13 protein-coding genes and 2 pseudogenes are annotated in these 14826 nt (G+C 72.6%); 4 read left to right on the top strand and 11 right to left on the bottom strand.

All coding sequences use genetic code 11. The annotated features are described in order from the left end of the window. Positions 1 to 36: 36 nt before the first annotated feature. The 4 genes from recN to ABZU99_RS33985 all read right to left on the bottom strand — a co-directional run bounded on the left by recN (position 37) and on the right by ABZU99_RS33985 (position 4651). Positions 37 to 1788 (bottom strand): DNA repair protein RecN, encoded by a 1752-nt coding sequence (gene recN / locus ABZU99_RS34000; protein ID WP_355954749.1) that lies wholly within the window; start codon positions 1786 to 1788, stop codon positions 37 to 39. Between the two features lie 641 nt (positions 1789 to 2429). Beyond that, positions 2430 to 3401 carry an NAD kinase gene (locus ABZU99_RS33995; RefSeq protein WP_355954746.1) on the bottom strand — a complete coding sequence of 324 codons (972 nt, stop codon included), beginning with the start codon at positions 3399 to 3401 and terminating at the stop codon, positions 2430 to 2432. After that, entirely contained in the window at positions 3398 to 4264 is an 867-nt protein-coding gene (locus ABZU99_RS33990; RefSeq protein WP_356050296.1) for a TlyA family RNA methyltransferase, read from the bottom strand. Before ABZU99_RS33990 ends, ABZU99_RS33995 begins: the two co-directional genes overlap by 4 nt. Positions 4265 to 4294: 30 nt before the next feature. Continuing rightward, positions 4295 to 4651, bottom strand: a complete 357-nt coding sequence (locus ABZU99_RS33985) for a hypothetical protein (protein ID WP_356050295.1) — start codon at positions 4649 to 4651, stop codon at positions 4295 to 4297. Positions 4652 to 4837: 186 nt separating this feature from the next. Between ABZU99_RS33985 and ABZU99_RS33980 the strand changes: the two genes are divergently transcribed. Then, positions 4838 to 5185, top strand: coding sequence for a sterol-binding protein (locus ABZU99_RS33980; protein WP_355954743.1), 348 nt, complete (start codon positions 4838 to 4840; stop codon positions 5183 to 5185). A 7-nt stretch (positions 5186 to 5192) separates the two neighbouring features. On the opposite strand, the gene ABZU99_RS33975 is transcribed toward ABZU99_RS33980, so the two are convergent. Beyond that, positions 5193 to 5882: an isochorismatase family cysteine hydrolase gene (locus ABZU99_RS33975; protein ID WP_355954740.1), complete on the bottom strand. Its 690-nt coding sequence runs from the start codon at positions 5880 to 5882 to the stop codon at positions 5193 to 5195. Between the two features lie 55 nt (positions 5883 to 5937). Here ABZU99_RS33975 and ABZU99_RS33970 point away from each other — a divergent pair, with 55 nt between their 5' ends. Continuing rightward, on the top strand, positions 5938 to 6450 hold the full coding sequence (locus ABZU99_RS33970; RefSeq protein ID WP_355954737.1) for a PadR family transcriptional regulator: 513 nt from the start codon (positions 5938 to 5940) through the stop codon (positions 6448 to 6450). A gap of 67 nt (positions 6451 to 6517) precedes the next feature. Beyond that, positions 6518 to 7222: pseudogene (locus ABZU99_RS33965) on the top strand (helix-turn-helix domain-containing protein). A 79-nt stretch (positions 7223 to 7301) separates the two neighbouring features. Here ABZU99_RS33965 and ABZU99_RS33960 read toward each other — a convergent pair. The 4 genes from ABZU99_RS33960 to ABZU99_RS33945 all read right to left on the bottom strand — a co-directional run bounded on the left by ABZU99_RS33960 (position 7302) and on the right by ABZU99_RS33945 (position 11869). After that, a complete protein-coding gene (locus tag ABZU99_RS33960; RefSeq protein ID WP_355954761.1) occupies positions 7302 to 8096 on the bottom strand; it encodes an ABC transporter ATP-binding protein in 795 nt (264 codons plus the stop codon). A gap of 389 nt (positions 8097 to 8485) precedes the next feature. Then, positions 8486 to 9481, bottom strand: a complete 996-nt coding sequence (locus ABZU99_RS33955; protein ID WP_355954758.1) for an iron chelate uptake ABC transporter family permease subunit — start codon at positions 9479 to 9481, stop codon at positions 8486 to 8488. 65 nt (positions 9482 to 9546) lie between these two features. After that, positions 9547 to 10596 (bottom strand): iron chelate uptake ABC transporter family permease subunit, encoded by a 1050-nt coding sequence (locus ABZU99_RS33950; RefSeq protein WP_356050286.1) that lies wholly within the window; start codon positions 10594 to 10596, stop codon positions 9547 to 9549. A gap of 235 nt (positions 10597 to 10831) precedes the next feature. Beyond that, the gene (locus ABZU99_RS33945; protein ID WP_355954732.1) at positions 10832 to 11869 is read right to left on the bottom strand and encodes an HAD hydrolase-like protein; all 1038 of its coding nucleotides are present in this window, start codon (positions 11867 to 11869) and stop codon (positions 10832 to 10834) included. A 78-nt stretch (positions 11870 to 11947) separates the two neighbouring features. Here ABZU99_RS33945 and ABZU99_RS33940 point away from each other — a divergent pair, with 78 nt between their 5' ends. Then, positions 11948 to 13234 (top strand): DUF1015 domain-containing protein, encoded by a 1287-nt coding sequence (locus tag ABZU99_RS33940; protein WP_356050285.1) that lies wholly within the window; start codon positions 11948 to 11950, stop codon positions 13232 to 13234. Positions 13235 to 13297: 63 nt separating this feature from the next. Here the strand turns inward: ABZU99_RS33940 and ABZU99_RS33935 are convergent, their stop codons facing one another. Next, a complete protein-coding gene (locus ABZU99_RS33935; protein ID WP_356050294.1) occupies positions 13298 to 14221 on the bottom strand; it encodes a hypothetical protein in 924 nt (307 codons plus the stop codon). Positions 14222 to 14244: 23 nt separating this feature from the next. Continuing rightward, positions 14245 to 14826 (bottom strand): annotated as a pseudogene (locus ABZU99_RS33930) (hypothetical protein); the annotation flags it as partial.

Below are 14826 nucleotides of genomic sequence, written 5' to 3'. Positions count from 1 at the left end.
CGTCCGCGACACCACCCGTTCGGGTGGCCCCGGATCTCAGCGGCCCGCGCGCGCCGCCTCCAGCAGCTCCTCCGCGTGCGCCCGCGCCAGCTCCGAGTCCTCCTGGCCGGCCAGCATCCGCGACAGCTCCCGCACGCGGTCCTCGCCCTCCATGGCCTTCACCCCGCTCCGCGTCACCGACCCGTCGTTGGTCTTCTCGACCACCAGATGCCGGTCGGCGAACGCGGCGACCTGCGGAAGGTGGGTGACGACCACGACCTGGGCGGAGCGGGCCAGCCGGGCCAGCCGCCGCCCGACCTCGACCGCCGCCTTGCCGCCGACGCCCGCGTCGACCTCGTCGAAGAGGTAGGTCGGTACGGGGTCGGAGCCCGCGAAGACGACCTCGACCGCGAGCATCACCCGCGACAGCTCACCGCCCGAGGCGCCCTTGCCGATCGGACGGGGCGGGGCCCCCGGATGCGGGGCGAGCAGCAGCTCGACCTCATCGGCGCCGTGCGGGCCGAAGAGCACCGCGCGGCCGCCCACCTCGATGCCCGCCGCCTCCTCGGCGGCCTCGGTCTGCCGGATCGCGAAGGTCACCCGGGCGTGCGGCATGGCCAGGGACGCCAGCTCGGCGGTGACCGCCTCGGCGAAGCGCGTCGCGGCCTCCGTACGGGCGTCGGTGAGCGCCTGCGCCAGCTCGCCCAGTTCGGCGCGGAGCGCGTCACGCTCGGCCGTCAGCTCGCCGATGCGGTCGTCGTCGCCCTCCAGCTCGCCGAGCCGGGCCGCGCCCTGCTCGGCCCAGGCCAGGACGTCCGCGATGTCCTGGCCGTACTTACGGGTCAGCTGGGCCAGCGCCGCGCGGCGCTCCTCGACGGCCGCCAGCCGGATCGGGTCGGCGTCCAGGTCATCGGCGTACCCCGCCAGCTCCCCGGCCACATCGGACAGCAGAATGCCGACCTCGCCGATCCGGTCGGCGAGGGCGGCGAGGTCGGGGTCGTGGGAGCGTACGGCCTCCAGGGCCCGGTGGGCGCCCGCGACGAGGGTGGCGGCGTCGACGCCCTCCGGGTCCTCCGGGTTCCCGGCGAGGGCGGCGTGCGCGACGTCGGCGGCGGAGGCGAGGGCCTCGGCGTGGCCGAGCCGTTCGGCCTCGGCCGCCAGCTCGGTGTCCTCACCGGCGCGCGGCTCAGCGGCCGCGACCTCCTCCAGCCCGAAGCGCAGCAGATCGGCCTCCTGCGCCCGCTCCCGCGCCTGCGTGGTCAGCTCGTCCAGCTCGCTGGCGACGGCGCGCAGCCGGCGGTAGGCGCCCGCGTACTTCTCCAGCGGACCGGCCACGGCCGCCCCCGCGTACCGGTCCAGCGCCTGACGCTGCCGGGCCGGGCGCAGCAGGCCCTGCTGATCGGTCTGGCCGTGCACGGCCACGAGATCGTCGGCCAGCTCACCCAGCAGCCCGACGGGCACGGACCGCCCGCCCACATGCGCGCGCGACCGTCCCTCGGCGGAGAGCGTACGGCTGATCAGCAGCGCGCCGTCGTCGAGTTCGGCACCGGCCTCCTCGGCGCGTACGGCCGCCGCCGAGCGGGCGTCCACCGCGATCCGCCCCTCGACGACCGCCGCCTTGGCCCCGATCCGCACCAGTGCGGCATCGGCACGCCCGCCGAGCAGCAGCCCCAGACTGGTGACGACCATGGTCTTGCCCGCGCCGGTCTCACCGGTCACCGCGGTGAAGCCGGGCGACAGCTCGACGACCGCGTCGTCGATGACGCCCAGCGCACGTATCCGCATCTCCTCCAGCACGTGCAAGACCATACGAGGTTTGCCGGGTGGGATGCGACGACGGGGCCTTCCTTCCGGGCCCCGCCCGCACATATGACCGGCCTCCGCGGACGGCCCGCCGGCCGAGGCCCCACCGGCGCGCCTCCGTCCCCGCCCAGGTCCCCGCCCAGGTCCCTGCCCAGGTCTCCGCCCAGGTCCCTGCCCAGGTCCCCGCCCAGGTCCCCGCCCTGGAGCCGGGGCTTGAGAGGAGAGCACCAAGGCCCCCCGGAGCCACAAGGGCAAGCTCGAAACCCGGGGCCGACCCCCGGAAAACGCCCCGGGCCGGTGCGACGCCCCCGCGCCGACCCGCCACCTGTCCGCCGCACGATGCCCTGCCCGAGAGGTGCGGAGGTCATCCCCGGGCTGGGCCGGAGGCCGGCCCCGGGCCACCGGCCAAGGGCGTCCCGAGGCTGGGCCGGGGGCCGGCCCCAAGCCACCGGCCAAGGGCGTGCCGCGGCTGGGCCGGAGGCTGGCCCCGGACCACCGGCCAAGGGCGTGCCGGGGGCGGAGCCCACGGCACGGGGGCCGGTCCGGCTAAGCGGTTACGGCGAAGTCAAGTGCTGATCCTTCTCCGCGTCCAAGCCCTCGGCCAGGCCGAACGGCGAGGGATCAGCGGCGAACTTCACCGCATCCGCTTAGTGCGGCGCGCCGCGCCAGCCCGCGACCGGGAGGGCGAACTTGGCCACCAGCCGGTCCGTGAACGACGCATGGTGCAGCCGCGCCAGCCGCACCGGCACGGCCCCCCGCCGCACCTCCACCCGCGCGCCCGCGGGCAATTCCACCGTGCGCCGGCCGTCGCACCACAGCACCCCGTGCGGGGTCTGCGGCTGGACCTCCACCGCGAGCACCGAATCCGGCGAGGTCACCAGGGGCTTGGCGAAGAGGGCGTGGGCGCTGATGGGGACCATCAGCAGGGCCTCGACCTCGGGCCACACCACCGGGCCGCCGGCCGAGAAGGCGTAGGCCGTCGAGCCGGTCGGGGTGGCACAGACGACGCCGTCGCCGCCGAAGCGGGAGACCGGGCGGTTGTCGACCTCGGTGACGACCTCCAGCAGCCGCTCCCGCGCCGCCTTCTCGACGGACGCCTCGTTCAGCGCCCAGTCGGTGTGCACGATGTGCCCGTCGGTGCGGACGAGCACATCGATCGTCATCCGCTCCTCGACCTCGTACTGCCGCGTCACGACCCGGTCCACGACCTTGTCGAGGTCATCGCGCTCGGCCTCGGCGAGAAAGCCGACCCGGCCGAGATTGACGCCGAGCATCGGCACGCCGGAGATACGGGAGAACTCCGCCCCGCGCAGCAGCGTCCCGTCCCCGCCGAGCACCACCAGCAGCTCGCAGTCCTCGAGGACGTCACGGCCCTCCGCGTCGACGCGCTCCACCGCCGGCGGCAGCGGCAGGTCCGCGGCCTCGGCGGCGAGCACCCGCACGCCGATGCCGCTGCGCAGCAGCCCCTGGACGACCAGCTCGGCGCTGCGGATGGCAGCGGGGCGGCCGGTGTGCGCGAGTAGGAAGACGGTGCGCTCCGCCGTCGGCTCCGCCGCCGGGGTCGCCGGTGCGTCCGCTGTCGCGGGCTCTGCCTCCGGCGCTGCTTTTGAAGTGGTCAACTGGGCCCCTCCGCCACTGCACGGTCAACATCCGCCGGGTCCAGTGCCGGCGCCCCGGCGCGCATCCACAAAAAGTACTCGACATTGCCCGACGGCCCAGGCAGAGGGCTGGCCGTCACGCCCAGCACTCCCAGTCCGAGGCCCGCCGCCCGCTCCGCCACCGTACGCACGGCCTCGGCCCGCAGCTCCGCGCTGCGGACGACTCCCCCGCTGCCCAGCCGCTCCTTGCCGACCTCGAACTGTGGCTTGACCATCAGCACCAGATCGGCGTCGGGCGCGGCGCAGCGCACCAGGGCGGGCAGTACCAGCCCGAGCGGAATGAAGGAGAGATCGCCGACCACCAGGTCCACGGGCTCACCCCCAATCTGCTCGAGCGTCAGCTCGCGTACGTTCGTACGGTCGAAAACGGTGACGCGTTCATCGTTCTGCAAAGACCACGCAAGCTGGCCGTAACCGACATCGACAGCGAGGACCCGCGCCGCGCCCGCGCGGAGCAGCACATCGGTGAAGCCTCCGGTCGAGGCGCCCGCGTCCAGCGCACGCCGCCCGGCGATCTTCAGCCCGGAGCCGATCATGGCCGGGGGCTCGGTCCCCGCGCCCGCGCCTTGGCGGTACTCCTCGCTGAAGGCGAGCAGCGCGCCCGCCAGCTTGTGCCCGCCGCGGGAGACATAGTCCGGATCGCTGTCGTCCTTGAGCACGACGACGGCCGCACTGGTCTCCACCTGGGTCGCGGCCTTGGTCGCGGCAGCCCCGCCGACGGTGACCCGGCCCGCGGCGATCAGCTGGCTCGCATGCTCGCGCGAACGGGCCAGCTTGCGGCGCACCAGCTCCGCGTCGAGTCGGGCGCGTCGTGGACGGGTCACTGCCACGGGTGGTTCAGCTCCTGAGATCGTTTACGGGGCGGGAGGGGCCGGGGACGGGGCGGCCGGAAGTCCGGGCCGCCGGTCGAGTGCCGTCAGCGTGTCGCGCAGGCCCTGGTGCACATCCTCGTACACCTCCAGGTGCCCGCTCACCCCCAGGTGGTCCGCGTCGGCCAGGCGGTCGAGCCGGGTGTCGACCTCGGGGACGCCGGTGGCCGTACGGGGGACGCCCAGCGGGACCGGATCCGCGGGGCCGGACGGCTCCGGCACGGGCTCGGGGGCCGCCTCGGCCCCGGGGGCCGCCTCGGCCCCGGGGGCCGCCTCGGCCCCGGGGGCCGCATCCGGCTCGGGGGCCGCATCCGGCTCGGGTGGGGACGCGGCCTCGCGCAGGGGCCCCGAGGGTGATTCCGGCGTGGGTCCCTGGGGTGATTCCGGCCCGGGCTCCGGGGCCCGCTCCGTCTCCGCGTGGGGCCGCGCCCCGGGCCACTCGCCCGACGTGGGGTGACTCATGGCACCGACGCTACCGCGAACCGCGGGTTCTCCGACGCGTATCACTCTGGGGTACCGTCGTCGGCGATGGCGACCTTGGAACAGTGCCGCAGCGCACTCGACAAGCTGGCGGAGAACCTCGCGGGCGCGAACGGGGACCTCCGCAGCGCCGCCGCGCTCGATCGCTCCGTGAGCTGCTGGATCACCGATCTCGACATGACCTTCCTCGGCCGGCTCGTGGACAGCCGGATCGAGGATGTGACGACCGTGCCCGGTGCGCCGCCCGAGCGCACGCAGATCCGGCTGTCGATGTCCGGCGACGACCTGGTCGCCCTGGTCGACGGCGAGCTGCACTTCGCGCGCGCGTGGGGCAGCGGACGGGTCAAGCTCGAGGCCGGACTGCTCGACCTGCTGCGGCTGCGCAAACTGCTCTAGTGCCGCATCAGGCAACGTTCGCCCGGTCCTCATCATCTGGCGCGTTTCTGGCTGTGGTCAGTCGGTTCGTGATCTCTTCGGCGGTCAGCACGAGCGCGAATCCTTTGCGTAGGACGGCGAGTTCTGGTTCCTGTCGGGACTCGTCGTCAGTGGCCGTGACGTCGGATCCGACGACGACCTTGTAGCCGCGTTCATACGCCTGCCGGGCGGTGGTGCCGCAGCAGTAGTTGGTGAGCGTTCCGGTGACTATGACCGTGTCGCGGGCGAGGTTGCGCAGCATCGTGTCGAGCGGGGTGTCGTAGAACGCACCGTAGGAGGGCTTACGGATCAGAGCCTCGTCGGGGCGGTGGCCCATCGGGGCCCAGACCTCGGCGGGGCCTGGCCGGCGCCAGTCGGTGTCGGCGTGCGGGAGGAACCGCAGGGCGTGCGGCCGGTCCAGTCCGAGATGCGTGTCGTCGAAAATGGTCCAGATCACCGGGAGGGAGGCGGCCCGGCATACCTCGACCAACTGCCGCAACTGGGGCGCCATCCGGGTCGCCGCGGGCACCCAGTAGGGGCTCCATCCGGGCCGGACGAATTCGTCCTGCATATCGATGACCAGCAGCGCCGTCCGCTCAGGTCGTACATCGAACGATGCCCGGCCGTGCTCGTAGGCGTCCCGTGCCCGCGCAGTCACCCATTCCTCGGTATACGTCATCCCCGCCTCCTGCATCGATTCGAGGTACCTCGTTTCGATGTGCGAGAGTAGCAGCATGCTCGAACTTGCGATCCTGGGATTCCTGGCCGAGGGGCCGCTGCACGGCTATCAACTTCGCCACCGGATAGCGCACTTGTCGGGCCATGCGCGGCCGATCAGTGACGGCAGCCTCTATCCGGCGATCAACCGGCTGGTCAATGCTGGGCTGCTGGAGCGGCGGACCGAACCGGGCGTCTCGGCTGCCCAACGGCACACTCTGCGCTTGACCGGCGTCGGCCGCTGCGATCTGCTGCGGCGGCTGCGGGATGCCGACGGCCTGGACATCAGCGACAGCACCCGGTATTTCACGGTCCTGGCCTTCCTTTCCCAGCTTCCCGACACCGCTGACCAGCACGCGGTACTGCGTCGGCGGCTAAAATTCCTGGAACAGCCCGCGAGCTTCTTCCACGACGGTGACGGCCCACTGGGCGCCGAAGACACCGACGACCCCTACCGCCGCGGCATGCTCATCATCGCCCGCGCTACCAGCCACGCGGAACGGTCTTGGCTGCGGGAGGTCCTGGCCTGACGCCGCGCCGGCAGACACCTCGCCCGTTCTCAGCCCGGACGCTCGCCGTTCCCGTGAGACTGTGCGGATGACAGAGCGGGTACGCGTTCGCGAGATCGATGGCGACGAGGGGCAGCGCCTGCTGAGGATCATCCGTAGAGGCACCGGTTCGGTGGTCACCTGGCGGCGGGCACAGATGGTGCTGCTATCCGCGCAGGGCATGCCCGTGGCGAAGATCGCCGAGGTGACGTTCACCAGCGCGGACCGGGTTCGGGACGTGATCCACAACTTCAACGCCGACGGCTTCGACTCGCTCTACCCGAAGTACAAGGCGGCCGACCGAGAACCTTCAGCCTCCCGGAGCGCCGGGAGATCAAGAAGATCATCAAGTCCAGGCCGACCGAGCATGGCCTGCCATTTTCGACCTGGAGCCTGGCCAAGCTGGCCGACTTCCTGGTCGCTGAGGGGGTGGTCGACGACATCAGCCACGAGGGCCTTCGGGTCCTGCTCCGCGAGGAGGCCGTGTCGTTTCAACGCATAAAGACCTGGAAGACCTCCCGCGACCCGGAGTACGCCGCCAAGAAGGCCCGCGTCGAGCACCTCTACGCGATCGCCGACGGCGAGGTCATACGAGGCCCAGTTCACCGCCCTGCGCTACTTCGCCCTGGACGGCACCGACCACGCCAGCCACAAGGAGCAGGGCAGCATGATCCGCCGCTACATCATCTGGCGAAAACAAGCACGCCGCCGCGAACAGCTACGCGAGGTCGTCGACAGGGCGAACGTTGCCTGACGCGGCACTAGCGTCAACGCCTGCCCCGGGCTCCGACTCCGTCCGCCCCTCGGGCCTCGGGCCTCTCAGGCCTCGGCCGTCACGGCCGAGGCGGCGCGGGGGCCGCCGCCGTACGGGACCGGCGGGCGGCCGGAATGACCAGCGGCGTGCCCGTCTCCGGGTCGTCGATCACCTGGCAGCGCAGCCCGAAGACCCGCTCCACCAGCTCCGCGGTGACGACCTCCCCCGGCGCGCCCTCGGCCACGACCTCGCCGCCGCGCATCGCGATCAGGTGGGTGGCGTAGCGGGCGGCGTGGTTCAGATCGTGGAGGACCGCGACGAGGGTACGGCCCTGCTCCTCATGGAGCTGGGCGCACAGGTCGAGGACGTCGATCTGGTGCTGGATGTCCAGGTAGGTCGTCGGCTCGTCCAGGAGCAGCAGCGGCGTCTGCTGGGCGATGGCCATGGCGATCCAGACCCGCTGCCGCTGACCACCGGACAATTCATCGACATAGCGATCCCCGAGCTCCGCCACGCCCGTCGCCGCCATCGACTCCTGGACGATCCGCTCATCCGTCTCCGACCACTGCCGCAACAGTCCCTGATGCGGATAGCGGCCGCGGGCGACAAGGTCGGCGACGGTGATGCCGTCCGGAGCGATCGAGGACTGCGGCAGCAGCCCCAGGGTGCGGGCGACCTTCTTGGCTGGCAGCGAGCCGATCGCCTCGCCGTCCAGCAGCACCGATCCGGCCGCCGGCTTGAGCATTCGGGACAGGGCGCGCAGGAGGGTGGACTTGCCGCAGGCGTTCGGCCCGACGATGACGGTGAATGAGTGGTCCGGAATCGTCACGGACAGGCCCTCGGCGACCGTGCGCCGGTCATAGGCGAGGGTCAGCCCCTCGGCGGTGAGCCGGTGCCGCTGATCGGTCCCGGTACCGGTCTTGCTGGTGCTGGCGCCGGTCTTGCCGGTGCTCGTGCCGGTGCCGGTGCCGGTGCCGGTCTTGCCGGTGCTCGTGCCGGTGCCGGTGCTCGTGCTGGTCCCGGTGCCGGTGCTCGTGCCAGTGCCGGTGCTCGTGCCAGTGCCGGTCTTGCTGGTGCTCGTGCTGGTCCCGGTGCCGGTGCTCGTGCTGGTCCCGGTGCCGGTGCTCGTGCTGGTCCCGGTGCTCGTGCCGGTGCTCGTGCCGGTGCCGGTGCTCGTGCTGGTGCTGGTGCTGGTGCTGGTGGCCACGGTCTGCCGGGTGTCCTTGTCCATGTCGTGTTCCGTCCGGGTCGTGTCCGCACTCGTCATATCCGCCCCGCCTTACGCTCGGTCACCAGCAGCCACAGCAGATAGCCGCCGCCCAGCATCCCGGTCACCACACCCACCGGCAGCTGGTCGGCCCCGAAGGCGCGCTGCGCGGCCCAGTCGGCGGTGATCAGCAGCCCGGCGCCCATCGAGGCGGACGGCAGCAGGTTCGGGCCCGGCGAGCACGTGAGCCTGCGGGCCAGCTGCGGCGCGACGAGCGCCACGAAGGCGACGGGCCCGGCGGCGGCCGTGGCGGAGGCCGTCAGGAGTACGGCCGAGGCCATCAGCACCAGCCGGGTCCGCTCGACCCGCACCCCCAGGGCGTAGGCGCTGTCGTCGCCCATCTCCAGCATCCGCAGCCCCCGTGCATGGCCGAGCACCACGGGCACCAGCACCGCACAGACACAGGCCAGCGGCCACACCTGGTCCCAGTCCCGTCCGTTCAGCGAGCCCGTCAACCACACCACCGCGCGCGTCGCGTCCGGGAGGTCGGCCTTGGTGAGCAGATAGCCGTTGACGGCGCTGAACATCGCGGAGGCCCCGATGCCGACCAGCACCAGCCGATAGCCGTGGACGCCCTGCCGCCACGACAGGGCGTAGACGGCGAGCCCGGTCAGCACCCCGCCGGCGACGGCTCCGGCCGCGACCGCGTTCGGACCGCCGTTGAACAGCACGATGACCGTCAGGGCCCCGGCCGCCGACCCCTGTCCGAAACCCAACACATCCGGACTGCCCAGCGGATTGCGGGAGATGGACTGGAAGAGCGCACCGGCCAGGCCGAGCGCCGCGCCGACGAGCAGCCCCACCAGCACCCGCGGCAGCCGCAGGTCGTTGACGATGAAGTCCTGGGCCACGGTGCCGCCGCCGAACAGCGTGCGGAGGACATCGGCAGGCGCGATCGGAAAGTCGCCGGTGCCGATCAGCACCACGCTCATCGCCAGCGCCACGGCGATCAGCAGCAGCCCCACGACCACCCCGCGCGGATCCAGGCGCATCGAGAGGCCGCCACGGGTACGCAGGGTGATTCCGCGCGTCCTGGGCACCCGGCCCTTGCTCGCGTTCACAGTTGGGCCATCCTTCGCCGACGTACGAGGTAGATGAAGACGGGCCCGCCGATCAACGTGGTGACGACACCGACCTGGAGCTCGGCGGGCCGGGTGACGACCCGCCCGATCACATCGGCGCCCAGCAGCAGTACGGGCGACAGCACCGCGGCGTACGGCAGGATCCAGCGCAGATCGGGCCCGGTGAGCGCGCGGACCATATGCGGCACCATCAGCCCGACGAAGGCGATCGGCCCGCAGGCGGCGGTGGCGGCCCCGCACAGCAGGGTGACGGCGGCCATGGAAAGCACGCGGGTGCGACCCAGGTTGGTGCCGAGCGCACGGGCCGTGTCGTCGCCGAGGGCCACGGCGTTCAGCGAGCGGCCGAGGGCCAGCGCGAGGACCGTGCCGACCAGCAGGAACGGGGTGACCTGACGCACCACCGTCATATTGGCGGAGGCGAGCGAACCGACCGTCCAGAAGCGCATCTTGTCCAGCGCCGCGCTGTCCAGCAGCTCAACGGCGTTGATATAGCCGTAGAGCGCGGCGTAGACGGCCGTACCGGCGAGCGCGAGCCGGACCGGGGTGGCGCCCCGGCTGCCGCCGAGCGCGTACACCAGCACGGACGCGACCGCGGTGCCGAGGAAGGCGAACCACACGTACCCGGTGAGCGAGCTGACGCCGAGGAAGCTGATGGCCGAGACGACGGAGGCGGCCGCTCCCGCGTTCAGCCCCAGCAGCCCGGGGTCGGCGAGCGGATTACGGGTGAGCGCCTGGATGACCGCGCCGGAGAGCCCGAGCGCGATGCCGACGAGCAGCCCGAGGATCGTGCGCGGCAGCCGTACGTCCCAGATCACCACATCGGTGTCGCGCCCGGTGTAGTGGAACAGCCCGTGCCAGACGTCCCCCGGCGGAATCGATTTGGCGCCGATCGCGATACTGGCCGCGACGAGCATCAGCAGCACGCCGAGAGAGACGGCCAGCCCGGCCGCGCGGCGCGCGGTGCGGCGCCGGGGTGGCGCGGTCGCTGTCTCGGTCCCGGCTTTCGCCGGACTGACCAGGGTCACGCGGAACTCCACCTCACAGCACGGCCGATCAAGACTTAGGTTAGGTTATCCTAACTCTTGATCATCACGCCCGGGCGGGCGGTGGGAGGCCCGAGACAACGCTCACAACCCCAGGGAGACGGAGCCCGTTCCGGCCGCCGGAGGACCGGCGCCCGGCCCCGGCCCCGGCCCGCCGCCGCGCACACAACCACCCTCGCGCTCACAACCCACCCTCGCGCTCACAACTCCCCCGCGCTCACAACCCCAGCCGCGCCAGCGCCTTCCCGGCGTCCGCGCCGCTCACACCGTCTCCCGCCGCGCTCCACGCCGCCGCGCACAGCGCCCGCAGCCCGTCCATCGGCTCATCGCCCTCGCCCTCCAGCACCAGCGCGCCGCCCTCGACCCGCGCCAGCCAGCCGCCGCACCGGAAGCCGCCGAACGCCTTCTCCTCGTGCACCTCGGGCTGAGGGGCGAGCAGCCCCCGCAAGTCCCGGTCCACGTACACCGGCCGGTGGATCGGCTCGGCGGCCAGCAGATGCGGGGCGTCCGTGACCCCGGTCAGGACGAGCAGCGAGTCCACCTCGCCCGCGTTCGCCCCCTCGATATCGGTGTCCAGCCGGTCCCCGACCACCAACGGCCGCTGGGCGCCGGTCCGCAGAATCGTCTCCCGGTGCATCGGCGGCAGCGGCTTCCCCGCAACCTGCGGGGACTTGCCCGTCACGATCCGTACGACCTCCACCGCCGCGCCATTGCCCGGTGCGATGCCCCGTCCGCTCGGAATGGTCATGTCCGTATTGGAGGCGAACCACGGCACACCGCGCACCACCGCGTACCCCGCCTCCATCAGCCGCGCCCACGGCATATCCGGCCCCCCGTACCCCTGCGCCACCGCCGCCGGATCGTCGTCCGCCGACTCCACCGGCGTCAGGCCGCGCTCGCGCAGCGCGACGCGCAACCCTTCCCCGCCGACGACCAGCACACGGGCCCCGGTCGGCAGCTGCTCGGAGATCATCCGGGCGACCGCCTGCGCCGAGGTGATCACGTCATCGGGCTCGGCCGGCACCCCGAGCCGGGTCAGATGCTCGGCGACCGCCTGCGGCGTGCGCAGCGCGTTGTTGGTCACGTACGCCAGCCGCATCCCGCCGTCCCGCGCGGTGATCAGCGACTCCACGGCGTGCTCGATGGCCTCACCGCCCGCGTACACCACCCCGTCGAGGTCCAGCAGGGCGGTGTCGTACGCCTCGTTCAGCGACCGCTCGATGGACGCGGGCCGGGTCCGGACGGTCTGGTTCATGGGGGACACGCTCCTCGCAGATCTGTGCGCTTCTCCCTCGATCATCGCCTATCCGTGCGGGGGGCATAACATTTCCTAATGAGCATTCCAGGGCCTGGCGGGCACGGTCTGCAGCTCACCCCGTTCCGGGGGCTGCGCTATGTCGCGGAGCGGGTCGGCAGCCTCGCTGCCGTCACCTCCCCGCCCTATGACGTGGTCGTACGGCCCGACGGCCTGCGCCAACTCGAGACGGCGGACCCCTACAACATCGTCCGGCTGATCCTGCCGCAGGCCGGCACCCCGGCCGACCGCCACCGCCAGGCCGCCGAGACACTGCGCCGCTGGCAGGCCGACGGAGTGCTCGCCCCCGACCCCGAGCCCGCACTGTACGTCTACGAACAGCGCGACGCCCACACACTCCAGCGCGGACTCATCGGCGCCCTGCGGCTGAGCCCCCGCGAGGAGGGCGTCGTCCTCCCGCACGAGGACGTCATGCCGCATGTCGTCGAGGACCGCGCCGATCTGATGCGCGCCACCGCCGCCAATCTGGAGCCGCTGCTGCTCGCCTACCGAGGCAATGGCGACGTGACCGGCGCCGCGCACGTCATCGAACGCGCCGTGCGGGAGGAGCCGTTGCTGTCCACGACCACCGAGGACGCCATCGACCACCATCTCTGGCGGCTGACGGATCCCGCCGACCTCGTCGAGATCGCCGCCGACCTCCGCCACCACCGGGCCCTCATCGCCGACGGCCACCACCGCTGGGCCACCTATCTCCGGCTGCGCGAGGAGCGGCGGGACCCCGGCCCCTGGGACTACGGCCTCGTCCTGCTCGTCGACACCACCCGCTACCCCCTCCGGGTCCGGGCCATCCACCGGCTGCTGCGCCGACTCCCGCCGGTGGACGCCCTGGCAAGCGCGGGCCACGCCTTCCGGGTCCGGGCGGTCGACGGCCCGCTCGCGCGGGCCCTGGACGCGCTCGCCGAGGCCACCGCGGCACCCGGCGCCGGGAACGCCTTCCTGCTCGCGGGGGACGGACGCTTCCACCTCCTCGACCGGCCGGATCCGGCGCTGCTGGCCCGTACGGTCCCCGCGGGGCGGCCGGAAGCCTGGCGGACGCTGGACGCGACGGTCCTCCACTCCGTACTGCTGGAGCACCTCTGGAACGTGCCCGAAGCGCCCGAGCACATCAGCTACATCCACGACGCGGCGGCCGTCGTCGAGCAGGCGGAGCGACTGGGCGGTACGGCGGTGCTGATGCATCCGGTGTGCGAGGAGATCGTGCACGAGCTGGCGCTCCAGGGCGTCGCCATGCCGCACAAGTCGACGTCGTTCGGGCCGAAGCCGGCCACCGGGCTGGTGCTGCGGAGTCTGACGCTCGGCTGAGTCGAACGGCCCACCACGCGACGAGGGCGGAACCCCAGCTCGGGGTTCCGCCCTCGTCAAGCGTCAGCTGTCGTCGCGGTCCTTCTCGTCCTCTTCGGACGCAGCCTCCTCAGACGCAGCCTCCTCAGACGCAGCCTCTTCGGACGCAGCCTCTTCAGGCTCGCGATCGGTTTCCGGCTCGGGCTTGGCCTCTTCGGTCTTCGCCTCGCCGGCCGCCTCAGGGGCCTCGGGTGCCTCGGGTGCCTCGGGTGCCTCGGGTGCCTCGGGTGCCTCGGGTGCCTCGGGTGCCTCGGGTGCCTCGGGTGCCTCGGGTGCCTCGGGGATCGCCGGGACGTCGTCCACGGCCACCTCGGGGTCCAGGGCGTCCACGAACTCGACGCCGTCCAGCTCCGCGAGCCGGTCCGAGGCGTCCGTGGTCCCGCCCTGGTCCGCCTCCAGCGCCTTGGCGAACCACTCGCGCGCCTCGTCCTCACGGCCGACCGCGAGCAGCGCGTCCGCGTAGGCGTAGCGCAGCCGGGCGGTCCACGGCTGGACGGAGTGCGAGGCCAGCTCCGGGCTCTGCAGCGTGACCACGGCGGCGTCGGCCTGACCCATATCGCGCCGGGCACCCGCCGCCACCAGCCGCATCTCGACCTGACCGGCCCGGTCCAGCTTCTGCACCTCGGGCTCACCGGCCATGGCCAGCGCCCGTTCGGGACGGCCCATGCCACGCTCGCAGTCGGCCATGACCGGCCACAGATCGGAGCTGCCGGTCATCCGGCGCGCGGCGCGGAACTCCGCGAGCGCCTCCGAATACTTGGCGACAGCGTACGAGGCGAAACCGGCGGCCTCGCGCACGGCGGCGACGCGGGAGGCGAGCCGCAGGGCGACGCGCGAGTACTGGTACGCCTGCTCCGGCTCGTCGTCCAGCAGCTTGGCGACCATGACGAGGTTCTTGGCGACGTCCTCGGCGAGCGTCTTCGGCAGGCTCATCAGCTCCTGCCGCACGTCCTTGTCGATCTCCTCGCCGGTCACGTCCTCGGGGATCGGCATCCGCTTGATCGGCTCGCGGTCGCGGTCGCGGTCCCGGCCCCGGTCATCGCCGCGTCCATAGCCGCCGGAACGGTCGTCGCGGCGGCCGTAACCCCCACCGGCACGGTCATCGCGCCCACGGCCCTGGCCATACGGACGACGCGGCCCACGGTCGTCCCGCCCCTGGAAGCCGCCCTCGCGGTCATCGCGGCGCGGCCCACCCGGCCGGTCGTCGCGGCGGTCATCACGCCGATCTTCACGCCGGAAGCCGCCACGGTCATCATCCCGACGGAAACCGCCACGGTCGTCACGCCGTTCGTCACGGCGGTCATCGCGGCGCGGCCCACCCGGCCGGTCGTCACGGCGCTGGTAACCGCCACCAGGACGGCCACCGCGGTCGTCACGACGCTCATCACGCCGATCGTCACGCCGGAAACCACCACGGTCATCACGACGTTCGTCACGGCGATCATCGCGCCGGTACGACGGCCGGTCGTCACGGCGCTGGTAACCGCCACCAGGACGGCCACCGCGGTCGTCACGACGCTCATCACGCCGATCGTCACGCCGGAAACCACCAC

This window comes from Streptomyces sp. NPDC005266 (assembly GCF_040607655.1).
GTDB lineage: Bacteria > Actinomycetota > Actinomycetes > Streptomycetales > Streptomycetaceae > Streptomyces.
This window is presented reverse-complemented; position numbering and strand designations above follow the sequence as displayed.